We start from the raw sequence: 25,133 nt of genomic DNA on the forward strand, positions 1-25,133 counted from the left end.
AGTAATATTTAACGTATCTTGATACTTGATACCTGCTACTTGCTACTTAAACAGTATTTTATTTAAAAGTTGAATATACAATTGAATGCCTTCTTCTATTTCGGATAAATAAATAAACTCGTCTGCGGTATGCGACCGGGCCGAATCACCGGGCCCTAATTTTAAAGAAGGCACAGCCAGCAAGGCTTGGTCGGAGGTAGTAGGAGAGCCGTAAAGCTCCCGGCCCAATGCCAAACCCGCTTGTACGATAGGAGTTTCTTTGCTGATTCGGGAAGGTTTTAAACGCAGGGAACGCGGTTCTACCGCACAGGTAACGTGTGTTTTTATGATTTCCAGTACTTCTTCAGGTGTATAAGCATCAGTTACCCGCACATCCACGGTAAACGCGCAACTATCGGGCACAACATTATGCTGGGTACCGGCTTGTATTATGGTCACGGTCATTTTTACCGGCCCTAAAAACTCGGATTCGACGGGAAATTTAAAACTTTGAAACCAGTTGATATCCGGTAAAGCTTTGTAAATGGCGTTTTCGCCTTCTTCCCGGGCGGCATGCCCCGAAGTACCTTTAACCAAACAATCCAATACCAGTAAGCCTTTTTCCGCAATAGCCAGGTGCATTTGCGTGGGCTCTCCCACAATGGCAAACTCCAGAGGGCCAAGTTGCGGAATGATAGATTCCAAACCATTTACTCCCGATACTTCTTCTTCGGCGGTAGCTGCTAAAACCAGGTTATATTTTAAATTTTCATGACTGTAAAAGTGCCTAAACGTAGCAATTAAAGAAACCAGGCAACCACCCGCATCATTGCTGCCTAAACCATATAACTTATTATCCGCTACATAAGGGGTAAAAGGATCTTTTGTCCAATCTTTATTGGGTTTAACGGTATCGTGATGAGAATTAAGCAAAATGGTGGGCAGCTCCGGTCGAAAATTTTTATTAAAAGCCCAAATATTATTCTGTTCCCGGAGAGCTGCAATGTTGTTTTTTTTTAAAAAATCATGAATGAGAGCGGCTGTATTTTCTTCCTGCCAGCTAAACGATGCGGTTGCTATTAATGCTTTTAATAATTCTAGAGCATCCTGGAAAAGGATTTCTGGTTGCATGAAGCAAATTTAAAAAAGGTAATTGTTGGTTAACAAATATTATTAATTGGATTTTACGTAAAGATCTCCGGCTTTTTGAGCCGACAGCCGAATTCCTTTAATCATAGCGGAGCTAAAACCCGCGTGTTCCATTTCGTTTAAGCCGGCAATGGTGCAACCTTTGGGAGAAGTAACTTTATCAATTTCTCCTTCCGGGTGGTTACCGGTAGCTAATAATAAAGCCGCTGCTCCTTTGGCTGTTTGAGCCGCCATGTGCAAAGCTTCTGCCGCATGAAAGCCAATCTCGGTACCACCTTGGGAGGCGGCCCGAATGGAGCGCAAAAAGAAAGCAATGCCGCAAGCGCAGAGGGCGGTAGCCGCCGTCATTAATTCTTCGTGGATTTCAATGGTTTCGCCTACTGTATCAAACATGTCTTTTACCAAAGCCATATTTTCTTTCGTAGCATTGTTAGAAGCCAGGCAGGTCATGGATTCCTGAATGGCAATAGCTGTATTGGGCATGGCCCGTACAACCTGCACTTGTTTAACTAAACGTTTTGTAATATCGGCCACACTCACGCCCGAAACCACGGATATTAACACATGCTTTTCAGGATCAACGGCCTCGCGAATAACGTCCAATAATCCGTCCAATTGCTGGGGTAAAACGGCAATTACCACTACTCCGGCCTGCTGCACGGCTTGCGCATTGTTATCGGTAGCCCCAAACCCCTGATTAGTTAAATCTTGTAAGGAGCGAACATTCCGGCGCGTGATCGTTATTTGCTCAGCGTTATATTTGCCGGATTTTACTAAACCTTTGGCTAAGGCGATACCAATATTACCACCACCCAAAATGGCTATATTATTCTGATTTGTAGAAAAAGACATTTTTATAAATTTAAAATTGATTTACGGCAAGGGTTAAGTGTAAAATTTAAAAAAACAAAGATCTTTTGCCTGATTTATTCTTGTAACAAGTTAAAATCTACACCCGGAACCAGTGCCTTATGGTTTAATTAAAGGTGTAACACCGTACCGGCTAGTTGTTGCTGGGTAATTAATAACAAATCATCGGCATGCGCAATATGAACCGCTTTAACACCTTGTTCTAAAGCTTGTAAAGCATTATCCATTTTGGGAATCATGCCTTGTGCAATTATTCCGTTTGCCCGCAAATCCGGGTAGGTGGCTGGCGTTATTTCGGGAATTAGCGATTTCTCGTCTTGCACATTTTGTAATACTCCTTTTTTCTCGAAACAATATATTAAGCTTACCTGGTACAAAGAGGCTAATGCCACGGCCAAGGTTGAAGCAATGGTATCGGCGTTGGTGTTGAGTAAATTACCGGCTTTGTCGTGCGTTAAAGGCGCCACAACAGGAGTGAAGCCCTGATTTAAAAAAAGCTGCAAACCGGGGGCATTTACTGCAGCGGCTTCTATATCCCCTACAAACCCGTAATCAATGGCCGCCACCTGCCTTTTTTTCGCCGGTATCAAATTAGCATCGGCCCCGGTTAAACCTAAGGCATTGCACTGTAAAGCCTGCAACTGCGCTACTATGTTTTTGTTAATTAAACCCGCATACACCATGGTAACAACCCTTAAGGAACCCGCATCGGTTATCCGGCGACCATCCACTAACTGAGGCTCTATGCCTAAAGCTTTACTTACTTCTGTAGCTATTTTGCCTCCACCATGCACTAATAATTTCAATCCCGGAATTTGAGAAAAATCATTTAAGAAAAGCTTAAGTTTATTTTCGTCATCAATAACATTCCCGCCAATTTTAACGATGTAGAGGGTTTCCATTAAAAAATTTAAAAATTAGCTTCCAAAATTCTTTTTAATACCGCTTGGGCCGCAAAAACCCGGTTTGCTGCTTCCGGAATAACCAGGGAGTTAGGTCCGTCTAATATTTCGGACGATAATTCTAAGTCGCGCCTTACGGGTAAACAATGCATTACCTTTGCCTGCTTGGTTAATTTTAATCTCTCCTGCGTAAGCAACCAATTAGCGTCTGTACTGAGGATTTTACCGTAGTCGTGGTAAGCCGACCAGTTTTTGACGTAGATAAAATCGGCGTTTTCTAAAGCTTTCTCCTGATTGTGGGTGATTGTTGCGTTAGTTGTAAATTCTTCCGCCAATTCATATCCGGCCGGGTGCGTAATTACAAATTCTACCTCGGCCTGGCCCATCCATTCGGCAAATGAATTGGGTACGGCCTGGGGCAATGCTTTTACGTGCGGGGCCCAGGTAAGCACTACCTTGGGTCTGGCCTTGGTTTTATATTCGGTGATGGTAATTAAATCGGCTAAACTTTGCAGGGGGTGCCGGGTTCCTGATTCCAGGCTAACCACCGGAATTTGCGCAAATTTGATAAACTTATGCAAAATAGCCTCGCTGTAATCTTCTTCGCGATTTTGTAAACCCGGAAAAGAACGAATACCCAGAACATCAAAATATTGCCCCATTACTCCGGCCGCTTCCCGGATATGTTCCACGGTGGTGCCGTTCATAATGACTCCGTCTTGGGTTTCCAGGGCCCAGCCTTCTTTGTCGATGTTCAGGACGATTGCTTCCATGCCTAAATTAGTAGCGGCTTTCTGGGAGCTTAAACGGGTACGCAGGCTCGGATTTAAAAAATTAAACCCAGAGTTTTGTTTTTACCTAAGTGCGAATAGGCAAATGGATTTTTTTTAAGTTCCAGTGCTTCATGTACTAAAGCGTTTACATCGGGCACATCGGTTACCGAGGTGAAATTTCTCATAGCGCGTAGGTTTTGGCGAGTACAGCCTGAAAAGCTTCCAGGAATATGTCCGCTTCTGGTTTTTGTAAGTTTAAGGCCGGCAATATACGGATGGTATTTTTATTGGAAGAAGAACCTAAAAATATATGATGCTCTTCGAGTAATTGTTTACGGGTAGCCGCGGCATTATCTGGTAATTCTACGCCGATCATCAACCCTTTGCCCCGTATTTCCAAAATTCCTTCTATGGTACTTAGATTTTGCATTAGATAATTGCCGATTGCAGCAGCATTAACTAACAGGTTTTCTTCCTGGATAACATCTAACACGGCTATAGCTGCCGCGCAAGCCAGGTAATTACCGCCGAAAGTAGTACCCAACATCCCGTGTTTGGCCTGAAATTTCGGGTGAATGAGTACTCCCGCTACCGGAAAGCCGTTACCCATACCTTTAGCCACCGTTACAATATCCGCTTGAATATTGCTGTGTTGGTGGGCAAAAAACTTACCCGAACGGCCATAACCCGATTGAATTTCATCCAGGATCAAAACTGCATTATGGTTATTGCAAAAAGTGCGAAGTGCTTGTAAAAACTCCGGCGTCGGAATATTTACCCCACCCACTCCCTGAATACCTTCAATGATAACGGCGCATATTTCGTTTGGATTTTTTAAATTTTCTAAAGCCTCCAGATCATTAAACGGTAAAAATACGGTTTCGTGATTAGCATTGAGCGGCGCCAGAATAGAAGGATCGGGGGTGATCGCTACGGCGGCAGAAGTACGACCGTGGAATGCTTTGGTAAAGGCTAAAACTTTTTTGCGACCATTGTAGAAAGAAGCCACTTTTAAAGCATTCTCATTTGCTTCGGCTCCCGAGTTAATTAAAAATAAATTATAATCCGGATAGCCGCTTAACGCTCCCAGTTTTGCCGCTAACTCTTCTTGCTGCGGAATTTTTACGGAGTTGGAGTAAAAGCCAATCCGGGCTAATTGATTAGTTAATTTTTGAACGTAATGGGGGTGGCTATGGCCAATAGAAATAACGGCATGACCGCCGTATAAGTCTAAATATTTAGTACCCGTTTCATCCCAAAGGTAAGAACCTTCGGCTTTAACCGGAGTGATATTAAAAAGTGGATATACATCAAAGAGATTCATAGTGGCAGAAAGTAATTTTTTTAAAATTTAAACCTACTTACATAAATTTACAATAGGAACATTCCCATTTAGGTTTAACGCTTGACGCAGTTAACCAAATCCAGATTTAAAAACCAGACGGCTTTAGCAACAGGCCCGTAGTTTCCGGTAAATGAAAAAGCAAATTCATGTTTTGCACGGCTTGGCCAGAAGCACCTTTTAAAAGGTTATCAATTAAACTGATTATAACCAACTGATCTTCGTGCTTTTCAAGGTAAACTAAACATTTATTAGTGTTTACTACTTGCTTTACATGCGGATTCTGGTTGGTTACATGGGTAAACGCAGCATCCTGGTAGAATTGCCTAAACTGGTCATTAGCTTCTTCTAAAGACCAATTACAAGTCAGGTAAGTTGTGCACAAAATACCCCGGGTAAAATTTCCACGATAAGGCACAAAATTTATCCGCGGTATGGTTGAATCAATTTGTAAAGTACCCAGGGTTCGGCGCATTTCGTGTAAATGCTGATGGTTTAATACTTTATAAGCCGAAATATTGCTATCGCGCCAGCTAAAATGACTCGTCTCGGAAAAGCTTTGGCCTGCGCCAGTAGACCCGGTAATACCACTTATATGTACATCAGAAGCTAGTAAACCTTGCGCAGCTAAAGGAAGTAAGGCTAGTTGCATGGCCGTCGCAAAACAACCCGGGTTCGCAATGTTCTGAGCATTTCGTATTTTATCTACTCCGAGTTCCGGAAGGCCATACGTAAACTGCCGATCGCCACATTCCGGTTTGACCCGAAAGTCCTGGCTCAAATCAATAATTTTTACTTCGGTCGGCAATGTGTTTTGGGCTAAAAACTTTTGCGAATCACCGTGACCTAAACATAAAAATAACACATCAAGGTCGCCGGTCATATGCTGACTAAAAACCAGGTCGGTTTCGCCCGCTAAATCGGTATGTACCGAATACAGGGGTTTGCCGCCACTGCTGTTGCTATGCGCGAAAACCAGGTCGACTTGAGGATGATAGATGAGCAAACGCAGGAGTTCGCCCCCGGTATAACCGGCCGCCCCCACAATGCCCACTTTTATTTTTTGATCTATCATCTTAAAGGCTGTTCACTTTATGATGAATCATGGTTTGGTTGCCAAATATTTTGGAAAAGCCTTTTACATCTTCGCCGGTCCAGGCATTGTTCATTTCGCCGTAAGAACCAAATTTAGCCGACATTAAGTCGTGCTCCGAGGAAATACCAATAACGTGGTACCGGTAGGGGGCTAACGCCACCGTAACTTTACCCGTAACGGTACCTTGCGTATCGGCCAAAAATTTTTCAATGTTGCGCATTACCGGATCCAGAAACTGACCTTCGTGCAGTAAATTGCCGTACCAAACCGCCAGTTGATCTTTCCAGTACAATTGCCATTTGGTAAGCACGTGTTTTTCTAAAGCATGATGTGCTTTTATAATTAAAATAGGAGCTGCCGCTTCAAAGCCAACGCGGCCTTTAATGCCGATGATAGTATCGCCCACGTGAATGTCCCGGCCAATTCCAAAAGGCGCAGCCACTTCGGTTAATTTTTGAATGGCTTGTACCGGATTTTCAAAAATTTCATCGTTTATCCCTTTCAGCTCCCCGTTAACAAAAGTAAGCGTTACCTCTTCTGGATTTTGTTTAGTAACTTGGGTGGGCCAGGCTTCTTCGGGCAAATAACCGTAAGAAGTCAGGGTTTCGGCCCCGCCCACCGAGGTTCCCCATAAACCTTTGTTAATGGAGTATTTAGCCTTATCAAAATTCATTTCTACGCCGTGATTTTTTAAAAAATCAATTTCTTCCTGGCGCGAAAGTTTATTGTCCCGGATGGGAGTAAGTATTTCTACTTCCGGAATCAAAATATTAAAAATCATGTCAAACCGCACTTGGTCGTTGCCGGCCCCGGTGCTGCCGTGAGCGACGTAATCGGCACCAACTTGCTTGCAATAATTAGCAATAGCTACGGCTTGAGATACCCGCTCGGCGCTTACCGAAAGCGGATAGGTATTATTTTTTAAAACATTCCCGAAAACCAGGTACTTAATGCAAGAATCGTAGTAATTATCGGTTTCGTCCAGTACTGCAAATGAGTTAACTCCTAAAGCGTAGGCCCTTTTTTCAATTTCCTTTAGTTCTGCTTCGTTAAAACCGCCGGTATTTACAATAGCGGCGTGAATTTCCAGGTTCATGGATTCCGCTAGATATTTAACGCAATAGGAGGTGTCCAGGCCACCGCTGAAAGCTAAAACTACTTTTTTCATTCGGGTTATTTTGTTGATAATCAAATAAAAGGTTAGAAGATTAAATGGAATATAAGAGGCCATGTACACCATAAGAGCAGCCTTTTAAGCTGCTCTTGTGGGTATTACAAATCTGATGAAGATTCTTCTGTATCGCTGAGCAGGTTTTGTATTTTGCGTTCTCTATCCTGAGCCGGATCATAAAGCATGGCTGTACACAAGCAATTTTTGCGCTCTTTTAAGGTTAAAATTTCAAAATTTACACAGCTGCGGCAACCTTTCCAGAATTCTTCGTCATCGGTGAGTTCCGAGTAAGTAACCGGGCGGTAACCTAAATCGGAATTAATTTTCATGACGGCTAAACCAGTGGTTAAACCAAATATTTTAGAATTCGGGTACTTGCGACGCGATAAGGCAAAAACTTCTTGTTTAATGCGTTTCGCTAAACCACCTTTCCGGAAATGCGGTGAAACAATTAAACCCGAGTTAGCCACGTATTCGCCGTGGCCCCAGGTTTCGATGTAACAAAATCCTGCCCATTCGCCATCTTTACTCAGCGCTACAACGGCTTTGCCTTCCAGCATTTTAAGTTTTATGTATTCGGGAGAGCGTTTGGCAATACCCGTTCCCCGGGATTTGGCCGATGCTTCCATTTCATCGCATATGGTTTGCGCCCACACCGTGTCAGCGGCGGTTGCTACTCTTATAACAAACTGATCATCCATAGCTGACAAAGTAGTTGCCAGCGGTACATCAGTTTTTTTATTTTCAATCATTATCATGTTGATTAAAAAGAATTAAAAATGAATAAATCCTGCTTAAAGGTTTAAAAAAATTAAACTAAAATTAGAGATTGGAAAACGGGTTACCGCGTGAGTTACCCCCGAACAGATTACGCCCTTACGGGGAAAACCTGTCTACAAGCAGGCCTATATAATGGAGACGCAACAACCATTGCCACCGGAAGAGTGGGCAGCGTAGAAGTGGCTAGCGTATAAGAATGATATTTCTCCATTTTTTTAATTCGATGCAAATGTAATTAAAATACTAAAAAAGCAAAGATTTGGTTCTAATTTGTTTGTAAATTTTGTGTTAACCTTAGTTACTCAGTTAGATTAGCTTAAATTCTTATATCCAAAACGTAATTTTTAAATTTTCAAATTCCAGTTGTACCTGCAAGTATGCTTGTTATGTTAAACGATTGCTGGTAAGCAATATACTTGCCAAATTAAACTTCTTATCTTCAGGATTAAATAATGAAAGGTAATAATTGTAGCTTAAAAGTTTATTTTAGGAACAACTCTGCTTTGCAATAATTTAAAGTAAATGCCTTATTTTGGCAGCTTTAAGGAATTGTCTAAAAGGCAAGGATATTAACGATTATGAAACTTTGTATTGTAGGAATAGGCTTGCTCGGTGGATCTTTTGCATTAGGTATAAAAGATAAAATTTCTGATTTAAAAATTACTGGCGTAGATGCCAATCCAGAGCACGCTAAAAAAGCCTTGGAGTTAGGAATTGTACAAGAAATTTTAAATTTAGAAGCGGCAGTTGCCGAAGCAGATTTAATTGTTTTAGCCATTCCGGTAAACGCCATTATCTCTTTGTTGCCCCGGGTGTTGGATGTGATGGCTTCTACTGCCATTGTAATTGATTTAGGTTCTACTAAGGAGTTAATTTGTGCGGCCGTGCAAGATCATCCGAGGCGGCACCAATTTGTGGCGGTACATCCCATTGCCGGTACCGAAAACACGGGACCCGAAGCAGCTTTTGCCTCGTTGCTGCCCGGAAAAACCATGATAATCTGTGAAAAAGAAAAAAGCGATCCGGTAGCAGTGCAGTTAATAGAAGAATTATGTCGTAATTTAGAAATGCGTATTAGTTACATGGATGCTGCTTCGCACGATTTGCATTTGGCTTATGTATCGCACTTGAGCCACATTAGTTCGTTTGCCTTAGGTATTACCGTACTTGACAAAGAAAAAAACGAACAAAATATTTTCGATATGGCCGGGAGTGGTTTTTCTTCCACGGTGCGATTAGCCAAAAGTTCACCGGATATGTGGGCACCCATTTTTACCCAAAATGGCAAAAACATATCCGAGGCGCTCGCCAGCTACATCGAAAAGCTTCAATTTTTTAAAAAAATCATTGATAATCAAGACGAAAGTAGTAGCTATGCTCTCATGAAAGAAGCAAACGAAATTCGCCGGATTTTACAAGGGATCAAATAATGGCCTACTCTTACCATCTTTGATAAATTCGGCTTATTTACATTCCTGCGGCGTGAGCAATTATAAATTTTATGATTAATTAGATATTCCGTTTGCCTGGGAACCTGTATTCTATACTTACAGTAAATTATTGGGGCATACTGAATTATATAGATAAAGCAATTGTTTTATTTAGAGTGAATGCTAGTTAAATAATTTTAAAAAATAATCGTTAACACCCGTAAGGCTTTTGGTAAGCGCCACGAAATAGTTTTAATTTTGCTGATCGTGCATTATCAACCAAAACCATTTTAAGTTAACCTTTGCTGCTATGTTTCTTCTCTCCCGATTGGGAATTTTGTTGGTTTTAATTTTCCTGTTTTCTAGTTGCCGGCCTAGTTGCCCTATTGCTTCTTGTGCTGTCCGCAAAGTGCATCATCACGGCGGTAAAATTTACCGGGGACAACCACTCTGGAAAAAGCAAAATCCGCATATTGGCGAAGATATACCCCAGGATACCAAAGAAAAGCCAAATTTCAAACAGAATAAGCGTAAAGAAAAAGTGGGTGAATAGCTTAATTTTTCCGTAACTTGCAGGCACGGTTTCTTAATAGGATACTACTTTTTAACAAAAAATGACAGAAGGCGAACGAATAATACCTATAAATATTGAAGATGAAATGCGGGGAGCTTACATCGACTATTCCATGTCGGTGATTGTTTCCCGGGCTTTACCCGATGTACGCGATGGCTTGAAACCGGTTCACCGTCGCGTGTTGTACGGTATGTCGGAGTTAGGGGTTACCTATAACAAAGCTTATAAAAAATCAGCCCGTATTGTGGGCGAAGTACTCGGGAAATACCACCCGCACGGTGACTCCTCGGTATATGATACCATGGTGCGGATGGCCCAGGATTGGTCTTTGCGTTACCCGCTGGTGGATGGCCAAGGTAACTTTGGTTCGATCGACGGCGATTTTCCGGCGGCTATGCGTTACACCGAAGCGCGTTTAAAAAGGATTGCTGACGAACTTTTGGCCGACCTCGACAAAAACACCGTTGATTTCATTCCTAATTTTGATGATTCTTTAAAAGAGCCAAGCGTAATGCCGGCCAAATTACCTAATTTACTGGTAAACGGCACTTCGGGCATTGCCGTGGGTATGGCCACCAACATGGCACCGCACAACCTAAACGAGGTAGTAAACGGTATAATTGCCTACATCGATAATCATGAAATTACCATTGCCGAGCTGATGCAGCATATTACCGCGCCGGACTTTCCGACGGGTGGTACTATTTACGGCTACGAGGGCGTTCGGGCAGCCTACGAAACAGGTCGCGGACGGGTAATTGTGCGGGCGAAAGCTACTTTTGAAACTACTCCCACCGGCAAAGAACAAATTATAGTATCCGAAATACCTTACATGGTAAATAAAGCCGCCATGATTGAAAAAACGGCCGCTTTAATTAACGAGAAAAAAATAGAGGGCATTTCGGATTTGCGGGACGAATCGGACCGGGATGGATTGCGCGTGGTGTACGATTTAAAACGCGACGCCATGCCGAATGTAGTTCTGAATAATCTCTATAAATACACCCAATTACAGTCTTCGTTTGGAGTGAATAACGTGGCTCTGGTAAATGGCCGCCCCCTTACATTAAATCTAAAAGAACTTATCCGGTACTTTGTGGAACACCGCCACGAAGTGGTTATCCGGCGCACCGAGTTTGAACTGGCCGAAGCCAGAAAACGGGCGCACATTCTGGAAGGTTTATTGATTGCTCTTGACAATCTGGACGAAGTAATTACTTTAATTCGTTCTTCCCGCGACCCCGATATAGCACGGGTAGGTTTAATTGAGCGTTTCCAATTATCGGAATTACAAGCGCGGGCCATTTTAGAGATGCGTTTGCAACGATTAACCGGCCTGGAACGCGATAAGATTGTAAAAGAATACGACGAGATTATGCAGCTGATTACGCGGTTAGAAGAAATTCTGGCTAGCGAGGAGTTACGCATGCAAATCATTAAAGACGAACTCACCGAAATCCGGGACCGCTACGGCGATCCGCGGCGCACCAACGTGGAAATGTCGTCGAGCGATTTCTCGATGGAAGATATGATTCCGGATGAGAGCATGGTTATTACCATTTCGCACGAAGGGTATATTAAACGCACCGCCTTAACCGAATACCGGAGCCAAAGTCGCGGTGGCGTAGGCTCTCGCGGCGTGGCCGCTTCTAAGCAGGACGACTTTACCGAACATTTATTTATTGCTAACACGCATAATTACATGTTGCTTTTCACCGAGTCCGGTAAGGTTTTTTGGTTAAAAGTATACGAAATTCCGGAAGGTAGTAAAACGGCCAAAGGTCGGGCTATTCAGAATCTCATTAATATTGATAAAGAAGATAAAGTTCGCGCGGTTATTAACGTACACGATTTAAAAAATCCGGACTACGTTGTCAACAACTTTTTAATTTTTTGTACCGAGCAAGGCACCATTAAAAAAACGCCGCTAGAAGCTTATTCCCGTCCTCGTTTAAACGGCATTAACGCTATTACTATTAACGACGGCGACCGGCTGTTGGATGTACGGTTAACAAATGGTTCTAACGACATTGTACTGGCATTAAAATCGGGTCGGGCCGTGCGGTTCAACGAAGACAAAGTACGTTCCATGGGCCGGAATGCCGCGGGGGTAAGAGGCGTTACTCTAGCCAATGAGCAAGATAAAGTAGTAGGTATGGTTTGTTTAAGCGATCCGAACATGAATTTGCTGGTGGTTTCGGAAAAAGGCTTTGGCAAACGCTCACCACTGGAAGAATACCGCATCACTAATCGAGGAGGTAAAGGAGTAAAAACTTTAAATATTACTTCTAAAACCGGACAATTAGTAGCCATTCACGGCGTTATCGACACCGATGATCTCATGATTATTAATCGGTCAGGTATTACTATCCGTTTACGGGTGAGTGATTTACGCGTGATTGGCCGAGCAACGCAAGGTGTTCGGTTGATTAAAATTAACGAAGGCGACGAAATCTCCTCGGTAGCAAAAATTGAATACGAAGATAAAACCGAAATTGTCCTGAATCAGTCGGAGTTACCAGCCGATGAATCCTTGAATCCGGATTTAACGGACCCTGATTTAATCAATGAAAACTAATTTTATTAATCTTTAACTTTAAACCAACTAGTAATTTATTTGTATGAAAAAGCTTCTATTAACTACCGTTGCCGCTTTGAGTATGCAACTGGCAATGGCTCAAAAATCGGAAGTAACCAATGCTATATTGTCTTTAAAGAACGGAACCCTAGATAAAGCAAAAACTTCGATTGATAAAGCGGTGGTGCACGAAAAAACAGCTAACGATCCGAAAGCTTGGTTTACGAAAGGAGAGGTTTACGCTGCTTACATTGATAATCCGATCTTTGGAAAACAGGTACCCAATGCCGTAGAAGAGGCATACCAAGCTTACGATAAAGCAATTGCTATTGACAAAGATGGTGAATGGGGAAAACAAGCTACGGCTAAAAAAGATGGTTTGTACGCCGGTGCTTTTAACAACGCGGTTAACGCCTACAACGAAAAGCGCTACGACGAAGCTATTAAAGCTTATACCATGGCCCAAAATATTCGGCCACAAGATACCACGGCTTATGTTTATGCAGCTTATGCAGCCGAAGCCAAGCAAGACTTTCCTTTAGCTAAAGAAAATTATAAAAAATTATTGGCCATGAACCATAAAACCCCCATGGTTTATAACCGACTAATTTATTTCGCGAAAGAAGTAGATAAAAACGAAACTGAAACCGCTGCTTTGTTACAGGATGCGGTTAAAGCCTTCCCGAACAATAAAGATTTTATGTTGGAGGAATTAAACCTTTACGTAAAAGCCGGAAAAGGCAAAGAAGCCATTGGTAAATTAGAAAACGCAATTAAAGTAGATCCGAATAACCCGAACTTGTATAACGTTTTAGGTTCGCTGTATGATCAAACTGGTGAAAAAGACAAAGCTCGTCAGAACTACGAAGCTGCTTTAAAAGTTGACCCGGCTAACTTTGATGCCAACTTTAACCTGGGCGTGTACCACTACAATAAAGGAGCCGATACAAACAATAAGTTCAGCAAACTATCGGCAGCTAACCAACCTAAATTGGGGCCGAAATTACAGGCTGAAAGCAAACAAAGTTTTAATACCGCTATTCCGTACTTCGAAGCTGCCCACAAAGCTAATCCGCAGGACGTAGGAACCATGGAAACTTTAGCCCGCGTGTACATCCAGACAGGTCGCACGAAAGACGCCGAAGCCATGAACAAGAAAGTTGATGCTTTAAAGAAATAAATTAATTTTTTAAAATTTTAAAAAAAGGGAGGCCATTAAGCTTCCCTTTTTTGTGAACCAGGTTTTTTGTAAAATATTTTAATTCAGGAACATAGCAGTTTGTACCGAGCAGTATTTAAGAATTAACTAGCAGCTTAAAAGATGGCCTTCACTTTAAGAAGAAAGAAGCAATTTTTAGCTTTTGGGCAGCAAGCTCCCTTATTAAATGTTGCATATAATTTTTAGGGAATAGTGGATTTAAGTATATTGCTAGATAAGAGGTAAATAGCAATAGAAACGTTTCTTGGTTTTACCACTTTTTTGTAAATTATTCTGGGATTAAATCTTTTGCTGTTAGTAAGGCAAACCATACAACATGTATTCGGATTTACTTTTTGCAGTGGTAAGCATTTTTTTGTTAGTGGGAGGAATTATTAAAATAAAAAATGGCAAATATTTAAAAAAACAAGGGAAACGAGTAAAAGGAGTTATTTATTCTTTAGTATGGGAAAGAGATATTTACTATCCAGTTGTACGATTTAAGACTACGGAAGAAGTTTGGATTACTAAAAAACTAAACTCTGGAACTAATCCTTCGATGCATTCAGAAGGCGAAAAAGTTTTGCTTCTATATGATCCCGAAGATCCGGATTTAGTAGAAATTAATTCTGAAATCTCCCTAACCATCATTCCGGTTATTTCGATTATTCTGGGTTGGGCCGGACTGATTTATGTTGTTTTATCTTTGTTCGATCTAGTTTGATTAGCTTCTTTGCAAATCATATTTCCTTATTTTAGGCTAATTAGCCAACGATAATTTTAGAATTAAATCTAGGTTCCATTCAGTACCAGATGCCTTTATCCTAATACATTAATGAAGTCTTAAAATGACCGAAAACCTGATTCAATTCTTTGGGCGTTTACATCCTTTAATCGTGCATTTGCCCATTGGTGTTTTAATGCTGGCTATTGCTTTGCAAGTTTTGGTTAGTTTTTCCAGGTACGCGCATTTTCGGGCTTTTTTACCTTTGTTATGGTTTACAGGGTTTGTTACCGCCGTAATGGCTTGTGTGGCAGGGTTTCTTTTAAAGCTAAGCGGCGGTTACGACGAAGAAGCTGTTGATCTGCATCAGTATATGGGGATTGCTTTAGCTATCCTTACGGGTTTTGTTTTTCTGATTCAAAGTGGTCGTTTTCCGCAAAGATTATCCATTCCAACCGTTATAATAGCCTCGTTTTTTCTGATTGGGACCGGCCATTATGGTGGCAATCTTACGCACGGCGAAGATTATTTATCGGAACCATTGTACGCCATGATCGGGCAAACGCCCGGTAAAAAAGTGCGGTCACCCATTACAGATTTAAAAAATGCGTTGGTTTATACCGATTTAGTAGAACCCATACTGGAACAAAAGTGCTACCAATGCCATAACTCTAAGAAACAAAAAGGCGATTTACGACTGGATTCTCCGGAAAACCTGCTAAAAGGTGGTGAGCACGGTGCTGTTATTGCCGCGGGTAAAGCCGATGAAAGTGATTTATATAAACGGCTGATTTTACCGGAAGAAGATGATGACCGTATGCCCCCCAAAGGCAAAACGCAACTCACCGAATCCGAAATTCAATTAATTCATTGGTGGATAGACCAAGGAGGGGCCGATTTTAAAAAGAAAGTGGCTGATGTTCCGCAGTATGACAAAATCAAAGTGGTACTGACTGGATTAGCAAAAGGCGCACCTATAGATGATACTAAGAAAGAAGCTTCGGAGATCCCGGATAGTCCGGTAAAAGCGCCCGATGCGGCGGTATTAGCTAAAATCCGGGATTTAGGAGTAGTTGTAAGTCCGCTTACCCGCGATAACCGGTTTGTTTCCTTAAATATGGTAAATGCTCCAGCCTTCGCCGATGCGGATATGGCCTTGCTGACACAAATAAGCGACAATGTAATTTGGCTGGATATGTCGGAAACAGCAATTACCGATAAAGCCTTAGAAAATTTAAAAAAATTTAAAAATCTTACCCGCCTTAGTCTGGACCAAACAGATGTGTCGGATCCTGGTTTGGCCTATCTGCAAAATATGCCCCGTTTAAAATACTTAAACCTGTATGGCACTAAAGTTACCGATCAGGGGTTAAAACTAGTTGCAAACTGTAAAAGCCTGAAATCTATATATTTATGGCAAACTCAGGTAACCCAGCAAGGAGTGGCCGCCTTACAGCAACGCGTGGGTAAAGAAGTGGAGATCAATTTTGGAATGGATACTTTATAATTGCTCGAACCATGAAAAATCTTTTTTTGCTTTGCGGAAAAGTTACCATCCTGCTCTGGGCACTGACTAGTTGCAGCGAGCCAGACTTGCCCCCCGACGTAGAAAAAGCGTTAACCCAGGTTCCGGCCAAAATAGATTACAACTTACACGTAAAACCAATTTTGTCGGATCGGTGCTTTGCCTGCCATGGTCCGGATAAAAATAAGCAAAAAGGCGGCCTGCGGCTGGACCTAGTAGCGGCTTACGATAAAAAAAACGAGGATACGGGCCGGAAAGCTTTGGTACCGGGTAGCCTGGCAAAAAGCGAGGTATTTCACCGGATCATTAGCACTGATCCGGAGTATCTGATGCCCACTCCTGAATCGCATTTACAATTAAGCCCCACCGAAAAAGCTATCCTCATTAAATGGATTAAAGAAGGTGCCGAGTACAAACCGCATTGGTCGTTAGTGGTGCCTAAAAAAGCCGAGGTACCGGTTGTGAAAAATAAAGCCTGGCCTAAACATGCGATTGACTATTTTGTATTAAACAAATTAGAAGAAAAAGGGTTAAAACCAAATCCGGAAGCTTCTAAAGAAACACTTATCCGGCGGGTCTCTTTTGACTTAACCGGCTTGCCACCCACCATTGCCGAAATAGATGCCTTTCTGGCCGATAAATCACCACAGGCGTACGAAAGGGTAGTCAATCGTTTGCTGCAATCACCGCACTTTGGCGAGCGGTTGGCCGTAGATTGGTTGGATGTAGCCCGTTACGCGGACACCCACGGGTACCAGGACGATGGTTTACGCAATGCTTACCCGTGGCGCGATTGGGTAATTTCGGCCTTTAACCGCAACATACCTTACGATAAATTTATCACCTACCAATTGGCCGGTGATTTACTGCCGCAACCTACCCGCGAACAGTTAATTGCTACTTGCTTTTTGCGCAACCATCCGCAAAGTCAGGAAGGCGGCATCGTGGACGAAGAATACCGCGTAGAATACGTGGCCGACCGGGTAAATACTTTTGGTAAAGCTTTTCTGGCTCAGAGCACCGAATGTGCCCGCTGCCACGATCATAAATACGATCCTATTTCGCAAAAAAATTACTACGAATTATCCGCGTTTTTCAATAATAACAACGAAACCGGCGAGATTCCTTATACCGGCGAAGCGAGCCCCAGCTTAATATTAACCAAACCCGAAGTAGAAGATAAGCTTCAATATATCCGTACGCAATTAAAACCCTTGGAGCAAAAGCAAGCCGATAAAAAAGCTTATGAGCAAAAATTTGAAAAATGGTTAGCATCCGCCCAAAAGAATCCAACGGAAATTTTAAAAAAACAACCCGGTTTACTCGGCCATTTTACCTTCAACGAGAGAGAGCCGAAAAATACAATTAAATCTACCTTAGCTGCGCATTATACCAGCGGCGATAAAGACCGAAATCCTACTCCTTATCCGGGTAAATGGGGCCGCGCCGTTAAAGTGGATGGAGATATGGGTATTGAGTTCGGCAAGGAACTTACTTTCGACCGGTATCAGCCTTTCAGTGTTAGCTTATGGGTGAACGTTTTAAAAGCCGGCGAATCAGGTCCTTTGTTTAACCGCACCAATGGCGAATTAGATAACTGGCGCGGATATTTGTGCGGATTGAATAAAGATGGCACCGTATCCCTGAAATTTGTGCACGTGTACCCAGCCAATGCCATTGAGCTGCAAACTACGCAAAAACTAAATCCGCAAGCCTGGCACCATTTGGCTTTGGTATACGATGGCAGCAGCAAGGCCCAGGGTATTCAGTTTTTTATCGATGGCAAGTTGGCTTCGCTTAAAGTAATAAACGACGACTTGCAACAAAGCATGTTGTACGCCAAAGACAAAGCCAATTGGGGTATTCAAAATTTTAAATTAGGGCAGGCATCCATTAAATCTATATCGGGGGTGGCTTTCGATGAATTTCGGGCTTATAACCGCCAACTCGCAGCTTTAGAAGTGCAGCAACTTGCCAGTAAAAAAGATTTAATTCAAATTATTTTAGAAAAGCCGGTGAGTCAATTATCCGCTGAGCTAAAAGATTTGTTACAGGAGTATTACCGGCTGGCTTTTGACCCGGAATTTGCGGCACTTCAAAAAGAATTAGCTGCTAAAAGGAGTGAAGAAAACGACTTGCTCACCAATCAGGAAGAAGTAATGATTTACAAGGAGCTACCGCAACCCCGCGCGGCTTTTATCCTGGATCGGGGAGCCTACGATGCCCCGAAAGAACAAGTAAAACCGAATACACCCGAAAAATTCTTGGTGTTTGATAAAAAATTACCTAAGAACCGACTAGGATTAGCTAAATGGTTAATCAGTAAAGAACAACCTTTATTTCCGCGGGTAGCCGTAAATCGTTTTTGGCAACAATGTTTTGGACAAGGAATTGTGAAAACGGCCGAAGATTTTGGCAACCAGGGCGACTTGCCCACGCACCCGGAACTACTGGATTATCTAGCCGTAACTTTCCGGGAAAGTAACTGGAACGTAAAAGCTTTATTAAAGACCATGGTATTATCGGCTACTTACCGGCAATCTTCGGTGCCAACCCCGATTAATAAAGCGAAAGATCCGGAAAACAAGCTATTTACGCGGGCACCTTCGTACCGCTTAAGTGCCGAAATGATCCGGGATAATGCATTAACCGCAAGTGGTTTATTAACGCGCAAGATTGGGGGTAAGAGCGTATTTCCGTACCAACCTGCCGGTATTTGGGAAGCATTAGCCACACGTAATGCCACCCACTACGAAACCAGCAAGGGCGCTAATTTATACCGACGCAGTTTGTACACCATCTGGAAGCGTAGTTCGCCGCACCCTGCCATGATTAATTTTGATGTGCCCGACCGGTATATGTGTAGTGTGCGGCGGCAGAAAACCAGTACTCCTTTGCAAGCCTTGGTTTTAATGAACGATGTGCAATTCGTAGAAGCCTCTCGGGTTCTTGGTGAGCGGATGATTCGGGAAGGCGGGGAAACGCCGGAACAACGCATTACATATGCTTTTCGGGCATTAACTAGCCGGTATCCTCGTCCGGAAGAGTTGGCTATTTTGAATGATTTGTACCAGCAGGAATTCGCCGATTTTAAAAAAACACCCATGCGGGCAACTAAATTATTGCAGGAAGGGGAGTATGCGGTTAATAAAAAATTACCGCTTGCAGAAGTTGCCACCTGTGCGGTAGTAGCCAATACGCTCATGAATTTTGATGAATTTGTAATTAAGCGTTAATAAAACCAGCTATGTGTAACCATCACCATCACGAACAAGTTGCCAGCCAAATGAACCGGCGAGAATTTTTAACGCGCACCAGTTTGGCTGGGGTAGGGTTAGCCGCGCTCTCCTCGCTTTTGCCCCAAAGTGTTCTGGGTGATACCAACCCCAAACCGGTATTGCCGCATTTTGCGCCTAAGGCTAAACGGATTATTTACTTGTTTCAGAGCGGTGGTCCCTCGCAATTAGAACTATTTGAATACAAACCTAAATTGCAACAGTTATTTGGTCAGGAATTGCCGGCTTCTATTCGCGGCAACCAACGCTTAACCGGCATGACTTCCAACCAGAAATCTTTTCCGCTGGCCATGGGTAAATTTGAATTTGCGCAGCATGGTAAGAGCCGGGCCTGGGTATCGGAATTGTTGCCGCATACCGCTAAAATTGTGGATGAGTTGTGTTTTATAAAATCCATGCACACCGAAGCCATTAACCACGACCCGGCGGTAACGTTTGTGCAGACGGGTAGCCAGCAAGCCGGCCGGCCTAGTTTTGGCTCTTGGTTGAGTTATGGGTTAGGCAGCGAAAACCAGAATTTACCGGCTTTTGTGGTTTTATTATCGCGTGCCCGCGAAGGCGACCAGCCGCTTTATGCGAAGTTGTGGGGCAATGGCTTTTTGCCTTCCGAACACCAGGGCGTTATTTTTAAATCGGGCGATAACCCGGTTTATTATTTGAACAACCCCGGCGGCATGGATAAAGTAAGCCGCCGCCGCATGCTCGACCATTTAGCTAAATTGCACCAGGCCCAGGTTAAAAACGTGCTCGACGACGAAATTAACTCCCGTATTTCGCAGTACGAAATGGCTTACCGCATGCAAAGCTCCGTACCCGCTACCCTGGACATCAGCAAGGAGCCGGAGTATATTTACAACATGTACGGCGAAGAATCCAAAAAACCCGGCACTTTTGCGGCTAATTGTTTATTGGCGCGACGTTTAATTGAAAAAGACGTGCGGTTTGTGCAGTTGTATCACCAGGGTTGGGACCAGCACGGTAATTTACCCAACGACATTAAGCTCATGGCTAAATCAGTGGATCAAGCATCCGCGGCGCTTATTAAAGATTTAAAACAAAGAGGCTTGCTCGACGAAACGCTGGTAATTTGGGGGGGGAATTTGGTCGAACTAACTACTCGCAAGGCAAGTTAACCCCCGAAAACTACGGTCGCGATCATCACCCGCGCTGCTTTACAATTTATATGGCCGGAGCCGGTATTAAGAAAGGCTTTTCGTACGGCGAAACCGATGAATTTGGCTACAACATCATCAAGAACCCGGTGCACGTGCACGACTTTCAAGCCACGGTGCTGCATCTGCTAGGTATCGATCACGAGCAATTAATTTTTAAAAATCAAGGCCGCCGCTACCGTTTAACGGATGTGGCTGGTAAAGTAGTGAAAGATGTGTTAGCATAACGTCAAAACACTTAAATATTTAAAAATAGGAGTAGTTACAGCTTTTTATCAAAACGGCCATCGGTTACTTTAATGGTGTCGCAGCCAGGTTTGGCTAAGGTAAATTCAAACTTCCCCGAGATAATACGTTGATTTAAGTCTAACTTCGTGATGGTCAGTGTACCTGAGGAGTAAGTATTTATACTATCTCTACTAGCGTACTCACAACCTGTTTTATGATCAGTATAGGAAACTCCACTGCTTCGTTTGTTGCTGAAAGAATAGGTACCCGAAGTAGATAAATGAAAAGCATATAAAATTAAGTATTGATTTTTGCCACTTTTATCCGGGTAGCGGTAGGTTCTTAAGTCAAAAGTTCCCCCGTCGAAAGTAGGATCAAAAGAAACATCATAGTTAGAAGTGCCATTGTTGCCCTTAGGAGTCCAAGCTTTGCCATTGAGCAAACAGCCAAAGGTGTTGGCCCCAGTTTGCGTAGCGGGGGCAGTTGTTCAATCGGTTCGGGATGGTCTTTCTTTTTGCATTGCCCCAAAATCATCATTAAAAAAATCCAAATAATTAATTTAAAATGCTGCTTGCTCATTATAGACTGATGTATAAGGGCGAATGCTTCCCAAAATTTAAAAAATTACCTACAAACCCATTAAAACTGAAAAGTATACCTGCTTTCCGGATTATCTAGTTTCGTGCTTAGCCGTTTGTTCCCAACCGTTACGTGAACCATGTTTTGCTGCAGCGGGTGGGCATCAAACAAAATTGCATCTTCAATATCCAAGCGCTTGAGCAGGGTGGTTTGCGGTGCTTCTAAATAACACCAGGCGGCTTCTTCTTCAATCTCAAAACCTAAGTATTTTAGTTTCACCAATTTTCCGTTCACCCGAATTTGCAAACGTTCTTGTAAATAGCTGGCAATCAGTTCGTTTACCTGCCTGGGATTTTCGGGCTTTAAGATATTTACTTTTACTTTATACTTCTTTTCGAGAGTCTTCTCCAAGTCGTCAAAAAAAATCCGGCTGCTAACTTCCAGGTTTTTAGTTTTTTCATTTTGACGTATTTCCGTAATGCTTACAAAAAAGGGGTGCAGCCCGGAACTTACATGTAACAACAAAATAATAATAAAAGATAACATAGCGTTTTCAGCCGGAAATTACCGGCGTTCTCTTTAATTTAACGCCAAAATACGAAAAGAAATTCATGACGGACTTTTCCTTGTACTTTCAGTTGGGTTGGGAACATATTCTGGATTGGCAAGGCTACGATCATATTTTGTTTGTTTGTGCCTTGTGTGGCATTTACAGCTGGCACAATTGGCGCTCGGTTTTAATGCTAGTAACGGCTTTTACCTTGGGGCATTCGGTAACTTTAGCACTTAGTGTTCTTCATTTTTTTAAAATTTCTTCTTCTTGGATCGAATTTTTGATTCCGGTTTCCATCGTGATTACCTGCCTTACTAATATTTTAAAAAAACACAATTGGGGTAAGTTTGTTCGGGTACCATACGTGTTAGCTATGTTGTTTGGCTTTATTCATGGCTTAGGCTTTTCTAACTACTTGAAAAGCCTTTTAGGGCGTGATTCCAATATTGTAGCGGAATTATTTAGTTTTAACCTCGGTTTAGAAGGGGGACAGTTCCTAATTGTATTAGTTATTCTGTTTTTATCTTTTATTTTTACCGAAATCTTGAAGGCACCCCAGCGGGAGTGGAATTTGTTCTTGTCATCGGCTATTTTTGGTATTAGCTTTATGATGGCCCTGGAACGGCTAGCTGCTTTAATTAATTAATTTAAAAATTTTAATGAAACACTTTTTTTTAGCTTTACTTTTTACCGGCAGCCTCAGTACTGCATCCTGGGCACAAATAAAAAATAATCCGGAATCAAATCACGGTAATAAATTTGAACAACTCGGTACCATTATCCAGGATCCCAATATGTACCGTTCCGCCTCGGGAGCACCCGGCCCTCGGTATTGGCAGCAACGCGCCGATTACGACATAGACGTAGAACTCGATGACCAAAAGCAACGCATTGCGGGTTCGGAAACCGTAACGTACTACAACAACTCGCCCGATCCCTTATCTTACATTTGGCTGCAACTCGACGAAAACGAACATAATCCCAAGAGCGACAATCAAAAGTTCGACGAAAGCTCCATGAAGGAAAAAATGTCGATCGCGGATGTGCAGGCCATTATGGGGCATAATCAGGATTTGGGCGTTAAAATTGAAAAACTCACCGATGGTAGCGGCAAAGCGCTGAAGTATACCATTAACCAAACCATGTTGCGCATGGAACTGCCCAAAACGCTGAAGCCTGGCGAACGGTTTAAATTTAAAGTAAACTGGAACTACAACATCTCGGACCGGATGACCATTGCCGGCCGGGGTGGTTACGAGTATTTTGCCGAAGATGGCAATTATTTATACACTATTTCGCAGTGGTACCCGCGCTTAGCTGTGTATTCCGATTTTCAGGGTTGGCAAAATAAGCAGTTTACCGGCCGGGGGGAGTTTGCCTTAACTTTTGGAAACTTTAAAGTAAATATTACGACCCCCGCCGACCACGTGGTGGGCGCTACCGGCGAATGCCAGAACTACAGCAAAATGTTAACCTCGGCGCAATTAAAGCGTTGGAACCAATCCAAGAATGCTACTTCGCCCGTGGAAATTGTAACCCTGGACGAAGTAAAAGACATGATGAAAGTTAAGTCCACGAAGAAGAAAACCTGGACTTACGTGGCTACCAACGTGCGTGATTTTGCCTTTGTCTCGTCGCGCCGGATTGTGTGGGATGCCATGGGCACCAACGTAGAAGGCAAAAAAGTAATGGCCATGTCGTACTACGGACCAGAAGCGTATCCTTTGTATAACCGCTATTCTACCAAAGTGGTAGCGCATACTTTAAAATCATATTCTAAACACAGCATTGCGTACCCTTACCCGGTGGCTATTTCGGTGGAAGCGGCAAATGGCATGGAATACCCCATGATTTGCTTTAACTACGGTCGCGCCGAGAAAGACGGTACGTACTCCGAAGCAACCAAATACGGCATGATCGGTGTAATTATTCACGAGGTAGGTCATAACTTTTTCCCGATGATTGTAAACTCCGACGAACGGCAATGGACCTGGATGGACGAAGGATTAAATACTTTTTTGCAGTATTTAGCGGAGCAAGAGTGGGATAATAATTATCCGTCGCAGCGCGGACCGGCGCACAAAATTGTAGATTATATGCGTTTGCCGAAAGACCAGTTAGAACCTATTATGACTAACTCGGAAAATATTGTGCGGTTTGGGCCAAACGCCTACGCAAAACCCGCTACGGCTTTAAATGTTTTGCGCGAAACCATAATGGGCCGCGAATTATTTGATTATGCCTTTAAACAATACGCTAAACGTTGGGCTTTTAAACATCCCACTCCCGCCGACTTATTCCGGACCATGGAAGACGCCTCAGCTGTGGATTTAGATTGGTTCTGGCGCGGTTGGTTCTTTGGCATTGACCCGGTGGATATTGCTATTTCGGATGTGAAGTATTACCGCCTCGACACTAAAAATCCGGAAGTAGAAAACCTGGAAGCCAAAGCCGCCCGAGAGCGCACCGAATACAACATCGGACGGGAGCGCAACCGGCAGGAGGGAACCAAGTTTGCCGTAGAACAGGATACTTCTTTACAGGATTTTTATAATAAATGGGATCGCTTTGCGGTAACGCCGGCCACCCGGTCCGCTTTTAACGAGTATTATGCGGGCTTAACTCCCGAAGAAAAAGCTTTGTACGATACTAAAACCAACTTCTACGAAGTAGATTTTGCTAACGTAGGCGGACTTGTTGCCCCACTAATTCTGGAGTGGACGTACGTGGATGGTACGAAAGAAATCGAGCGGATTTCGCCGTATATCTGGCGGAAAAATGAAAACAAAATCACGAAAGTTTTTGCCAAAGCCAAAGAGGTAAAAAGTATCAAGTTGGATCCGTTCCGCGAGACGGCCGATATTGAAGAAAATAATAATTCCTGGCCGACGGAGTATGCCCCTTCTAAGTTTGAATTATTTAAACAGAAAACAGCTCCGCGTGGGTCCTCAACGGGGGCTAATCCCATGCAGCAAAATCGGCAAAGCCCCAATCAGGTAAAACAATAAGTGATTTTTTAAAAAATTAAACTTCCTCCCGAATACCTTATATTCCGGGAGGAAGTTTTTGTTTTATAAGCCTTTTAAAGCTTTAAGATTGAAGCTGGATACTTTACATTAATACACCACTTTCAACCCAATGATAGAGCCGATTAATTAAAAAATAAACAAAAGCCGAGGCAGATTGGCTGGTTCGTGAAAAAGAATGCCGATAC

General features: G+C 42.9%; 18 protein-coding genes and 2 pseudogenes. 10 read left to right on the top strand and 10 right to left on the bottom strand.

Going from position 1 to position 25,133, the window contains the following annotated elements; translation table 11 throughout:
* Positions 1-42: 42 nt before the first annotated feature.
* From AHMF7616_RS07405 to AHMF7616_RS07440, 8 genes and pseudogenes are all read right to left on the bottom strand, one after another.
* Positions 43-1,110: a M20 family metallo-hydrolase gene (locus AHMF7616_RS07405; protein ID WP_115372310.1), complete on the bottom strand. Its 1,068-nt coding sequence runs from the start codon at positions 1,108-1,110 to the stop codon at positions 43-45.
* Positions 1,111-1,152: 42 nt separating this feature from the next.
* A complete protein-coding gene (proC, locus tag AHMF7616_RS07410; RefSeq protein WP_115372311.1) occupies positions 1,153-1,980 on the bottom strand; it encodes a pyrroline-5-carboxylate reductase in 828 nt (275 codons plus the stop codon).
* Positions 1,981-2,108: 128 nt separating this feature from the next.
* Complete coding sequence (argB, locus tag AHMF7616_RS07415) at positions 2,109-2,900, bottom strand: acetylglutamate kinase (RefSeq protein ID WP_115372312.1); 792 nt, start codon at positions 2,898-2,900, stop codon at positions 2,109-2,111.
* An 8-nt stretch (positions 2,901-2,908) separates the two neighbouring features.
* Positions 2,909-3,858: pseudogene (locus tag AHMF7616_RS07420) on the bottom strand (acetylornithine carbamoyltransferase).
* Entirely contained in the window at positions 3,855-4,997 is a 1,143-nt protein-coding gene (locus tag AHMF7616_RS07425) for an aspartate aminotransferase family protein (protein ID WP_115372313.1), read from the bottom strand. Before AHMF7616_RS07425 ends, AHMF7616_RS07420 begins: the two are co-directional and overlap by 4 nt.
* 106 nt (positions 4,998-5,103) lie before the next feature.
* On the bottom strand, positions 5,104-6,090 hold the full coding sequence (gene argC / locus AHMF7616_RS07430; protein WP_115372314.1) for an N-acetyl-gamma-glutamyl-phosphate reductase: 987 nt from the start codon (positions 6,088-6,090) through the stop codon (positions 5,104-5,106).
* A gap of 1 nt (position 6,091) precedes the next feature.
* Positions 6,092-7,279 (bottom strand): argininosuccinate synthase, encoded by a 1,188-nt coding sequence (locus AHMF7616_RS07435; protein WP_115375495.1) that lies wholly within the window; start codon positions 7,277-7,279, stop codon positions 6,092-6,094.
* A 104-nt stretch (positions 7,280-7,383) separates the two neighbouring features.
* Entirely contained in the window at positions 7,384-7,983 is a 600-nt protein-coding gene (locus tag AHMF7616_RS07440; protein ID WP_115375496.1) for a GNAT family N-acetyltransferase, read from the bottom strand.
* Positions 7,984-8,640: 657 nt separating this feature from the next.
* Between AHMF7616_RS07440 and AHMF7616_RS07445 the strand changes: the two genes are divergently transcribed.
* The 8 genes and pseudogenes from AHMF7616_RS07445 (at position 8,641) to AHMF7616_RS07480 (ending at position 20,786) form a co-directional block, all read left to right on the top strand.
* Positions 8,641-9,492: a prephenate dehydrogenase gene (locus AHMF7616_RS07445; protein WP_115372315.1), complete on the top strand. Its 852-nt coding sequence runs from the start codon at positions 8,641-8,643 to the stop codon at positions 9,490-9,492.
* A 310-nt stretch (positions 9,493-9,802) separates the two neighbouring features.
* Positions 9,803-10,045: a hypothetical protein gene (locus AHMF7616_RS07450; RefSeq protein WP_147275627.1), complete on the top strand. Its 243-nt coding sequence runs from the start codon at positions 9,803-9,805 to the stop codon at positions 10,043-10,045.
* Positions 10,046-10,106: 61 nt separating this feature from the next.
* On the top strand, positions 10,107-12,644 hold the full coding sequence (gene gyrA, locus AHMF7616_RS07455; RefSeq protein ID WP_115372317.1) for a DNA gyrase subunit A: 2,538 nt from the start codon (positions 10,107-10,109) through the stop codon (positions 12,642-12,644).
* 43 nt (positions 12,645-12,687) lie between these two features.
* A complete protein-coding gene (locus AHMF7616_RS07460) occupies positions 12,688-13,824 on the top strand; it encodes a tetratricopeptide repeat protein (RefSeq protein WP_115372318.1) in 1,137 nt (378 codons plus the stop codon).
* A gap of 355 nt (positions 13,825-14,179) precedes the next feature.
* Positions 14,180-14,566, top strand: a complete 387-nt coding sequence (locus AHMF7616_RS07465) for a DUF3592 domain-containing protein (protein WP_115372319.1) — start codon at positions 14,180-14,182, stop codon at positions 14,564-14,566.
* 124 nt (positions 14,567-14,690) lie between these two features.
* Positions 14,691-16,073 carry a c-type cytochrome domain-containing protein gene (locus tag AHMF7616_RS07470; protein ID WP_115372320.1) on the top strand — a complete coding sequence of 461 codons (1,383 nt, stop codon included), beginning with the start codon at positions 14,691-14,693 and terminating at the stop codon, positions 16,071-16,073.
* An 11-nt stretch (positions 16,074-16,084) separates the two neighbouring features.
* Positions 16,085-19,327, top strand: coding sequence for a DUF1553 domain-containing protein (locus AHMF7616_RS07475; RefSeq protein WP_115372321.1), 3,243 nt, complete (start codon positions 16,085-16,087; stop codon positions 19,325-19,327).
* 11 nt (positions 19,328-19,338) lie between these two features.
* A pseudogene (locus AHMF7616_RS07480) lies at positions 19,339-20,786 on the top strand (DUF1501 domain-containing protein).
* A gap of 35 nt (positions 20,787-20,821) precedes the next feature.
* On the opposite strand, the gene AHMF7616_RS07485 reads toward AHMF7616_RS07480, so the two are convergent.
* Both AHMF7616_RS07485 and AHMF7616_RS07490 read right to left on the bottom strand, forming a co-directional pair.
* On the bottom strand, positions 20,822-21,229 hold the full coding sequence (locus tag AHMF7616_RS07485; protein WP_115372322.1) for a Riean_0653 family protein: 408 nt from the start codon (positions 21,227-21,229) through the stop codon (positions 20,822-20,824).
* A gap of 197 nt (positions 21,230-21,426) precedes the next feature.
* On the bottom strand, positions 21,427-21,912 hold the full coding sequence (locus AHMF7616_RS07490) for a DUF6702 family protein (protein ID WP_115372323.1): 486 nt from the start codon (positions 21,910-21,912) through the stop codon (positions 21,427-21,429).
* A 65-nt stretch (positions 21,913-21,977) separates the two neighbouring features.
* Between AHMF7616_RS07490 and AHMF7616_RS07495 the strand changes: the two genes are divergently transcribed.
* The gene (locus AHMF7616_RS07495; RefSeq protein WP_115372324.1) at positions 21,978-22,565 is read left to right on the top strand and encodes a HupE/UreJ family protein; all 588 of its coding nucleotides are present in this window, start codon (positions 21,978-21,980) and stop codon (positions 22,563-22,565) included.
* Between the two features lie 13 nt (positions 22,566-22,578).
* On the top strand, positions 22,579-24,927 hold the full coding sequence (locus tag AHMF7616_RS07500) for a M1 family metallopeptidase (RefSeq protein ID WP_115372325.1): 2,349 nt from the start codon (positions 22,579-22,581) through the stop codon (positions 24,925-24,927).
* Positions 24,928-25,133 lie beyond the last annotated feature (206 nt).

It is taken from the genome of Adhaeribacter pallidiroseus (assembly GCF_003340495.1).
GTDB classification, from domain to species: domain Bacteria; phylum Bacteroidota; class Bacteroidia; order Cytophagales; family Hymenobacteraceae; genus Adhaeribacter; species Adhaeribacter pallidiroseus.

What these genes read in the sequence shown, in the direction of transcription:
- AHMF7616_RS07405 (WP_115372310.1), bottom strand. Translation starts at nt 1,110, where the DNA reads ATGCAACCAGAAATCCTTTTCCAGGATGCTCTAGAATTATTAAAAGCA.
- proC (WP_115372311.1), bottom strand. Translation starts at nt 1,980, where the DNA reads ATGTCTTTTTCTACAAATCAGAATAATATAGCCATTTTGGGTGGTGGT.
- argB (WP_115372312.1), bottom strand. Translation starts at nt 2,900, where the DNA reads ATGGAAACCCTCTACATCGTTAAAATTGGCGGGAATGTTATTGATGAC.
- AHMF7616_RS07425 (WP_115372313.1), bottom strand. Translation starts at nt 4,997, where the DNA reads ATGAATCTCTTTGATGTATATCCACTTTTTAATATCACTCCGGTTAAA.
- argC (WP_115372314.1), bottom strand. Translation starts at nt 6,090, where the DNA reads ATGATAGATCAAAAAATAAAAGTGGGCATTGTGGGGGCGGCCGGTTAT.
- AHMF7616_RS07435 (WP_115375495.1), bottom strand. Translation starts at nt 7,279, where the DNA reads ATGAAAAAAGTAGTTTTAGCTTTCAGCGGTGGCCTGGACACCTCCTAT.
- AHMF7616_RS07440 (WP_115375496.1), bottom strand. Translation starts at nt 7,983, where the DNA reads ATGGATGATCAGTTTGTTATAAGAGTAGCAACCGCCGCTGACACGGTG.
- AHMF7616_RS07445 (WP_115372315.1), top strand. Translation starts at nt 8,641, where the DNA reads ATGAAACTTTGTATTGTAGGAATAGGCTTGCTCGGTGGATCTTTTGCA.
- AHMF7616_RS07450 (WP_147275627.1), top strand. Translation starts at nt 9,803, where the DNA reads ATGTTTCTTCTCTCCCGATTGGGAATTTTGTTGGTTTTAATTTTCCTG.
- gyrA (WP_115372317.1), top strand. Translation starts at nt 10,107, where the DNA reads ATGACAGAAGGCGAACGAATAATACCTATAAATATTGAAGATGAAATG.
- AHMF7616_RS07460 (WP_115372318.1), top strand. Translation starts at nt 12,688, where the DNA reads ATGAAAAAGCTTCTATTAACTACCGTTGCCGCTTTGAGTATGCAACTG.
- AHMF7616_RS07465 (WP_115372319.1), top strand. Translation starts at nt 14,180, where the DNA reads ATGTATTCGGATTTACTTTTTGCAGTGGTAAGCATTTTTTTGTTAGTG.
- AHMF7616_RS07470 (WP_115372320.1), top strand. Translation starts at nt 14,691, where the DNA reads ATGACCGAAAACCTGATTCAATTCTTTGGGCGTTTACATCCTTTAATC.
- AHMF7616_RS07475 (WP_115372321.1), top strand. Translation starts at nt 16,085, where the DNA reads ATGAAAAATCTTTTTTTGCTTTGCGGAAAAGTTACCATCCTGCTCTGG.
- AHMF7616_RS07490 (WP_115372323.1), bottom strand. Translation starts at nt 21,912, where the DNA reads ATGTTATCTTTTATTATTATTTTGTTGTTACATGTAAGTTCCGGGCTG.
- AHMF7616_RS07495 (WP_115372324.1), top strand. Translation starts at nt 21,978, where the DNA reads ATGACGGACTTTTCCTTGTACTTTCAGTTGGGTTGGGAACATATTCTG.
- AHMF7616_RS07500 (WP_115372325.1), top strand. Translation starts at nt 22,579, where the DNA reads ATGAAACACTTTTTTTTAGCTTTACTTTTTACCGGCAGCCTCAGTACT.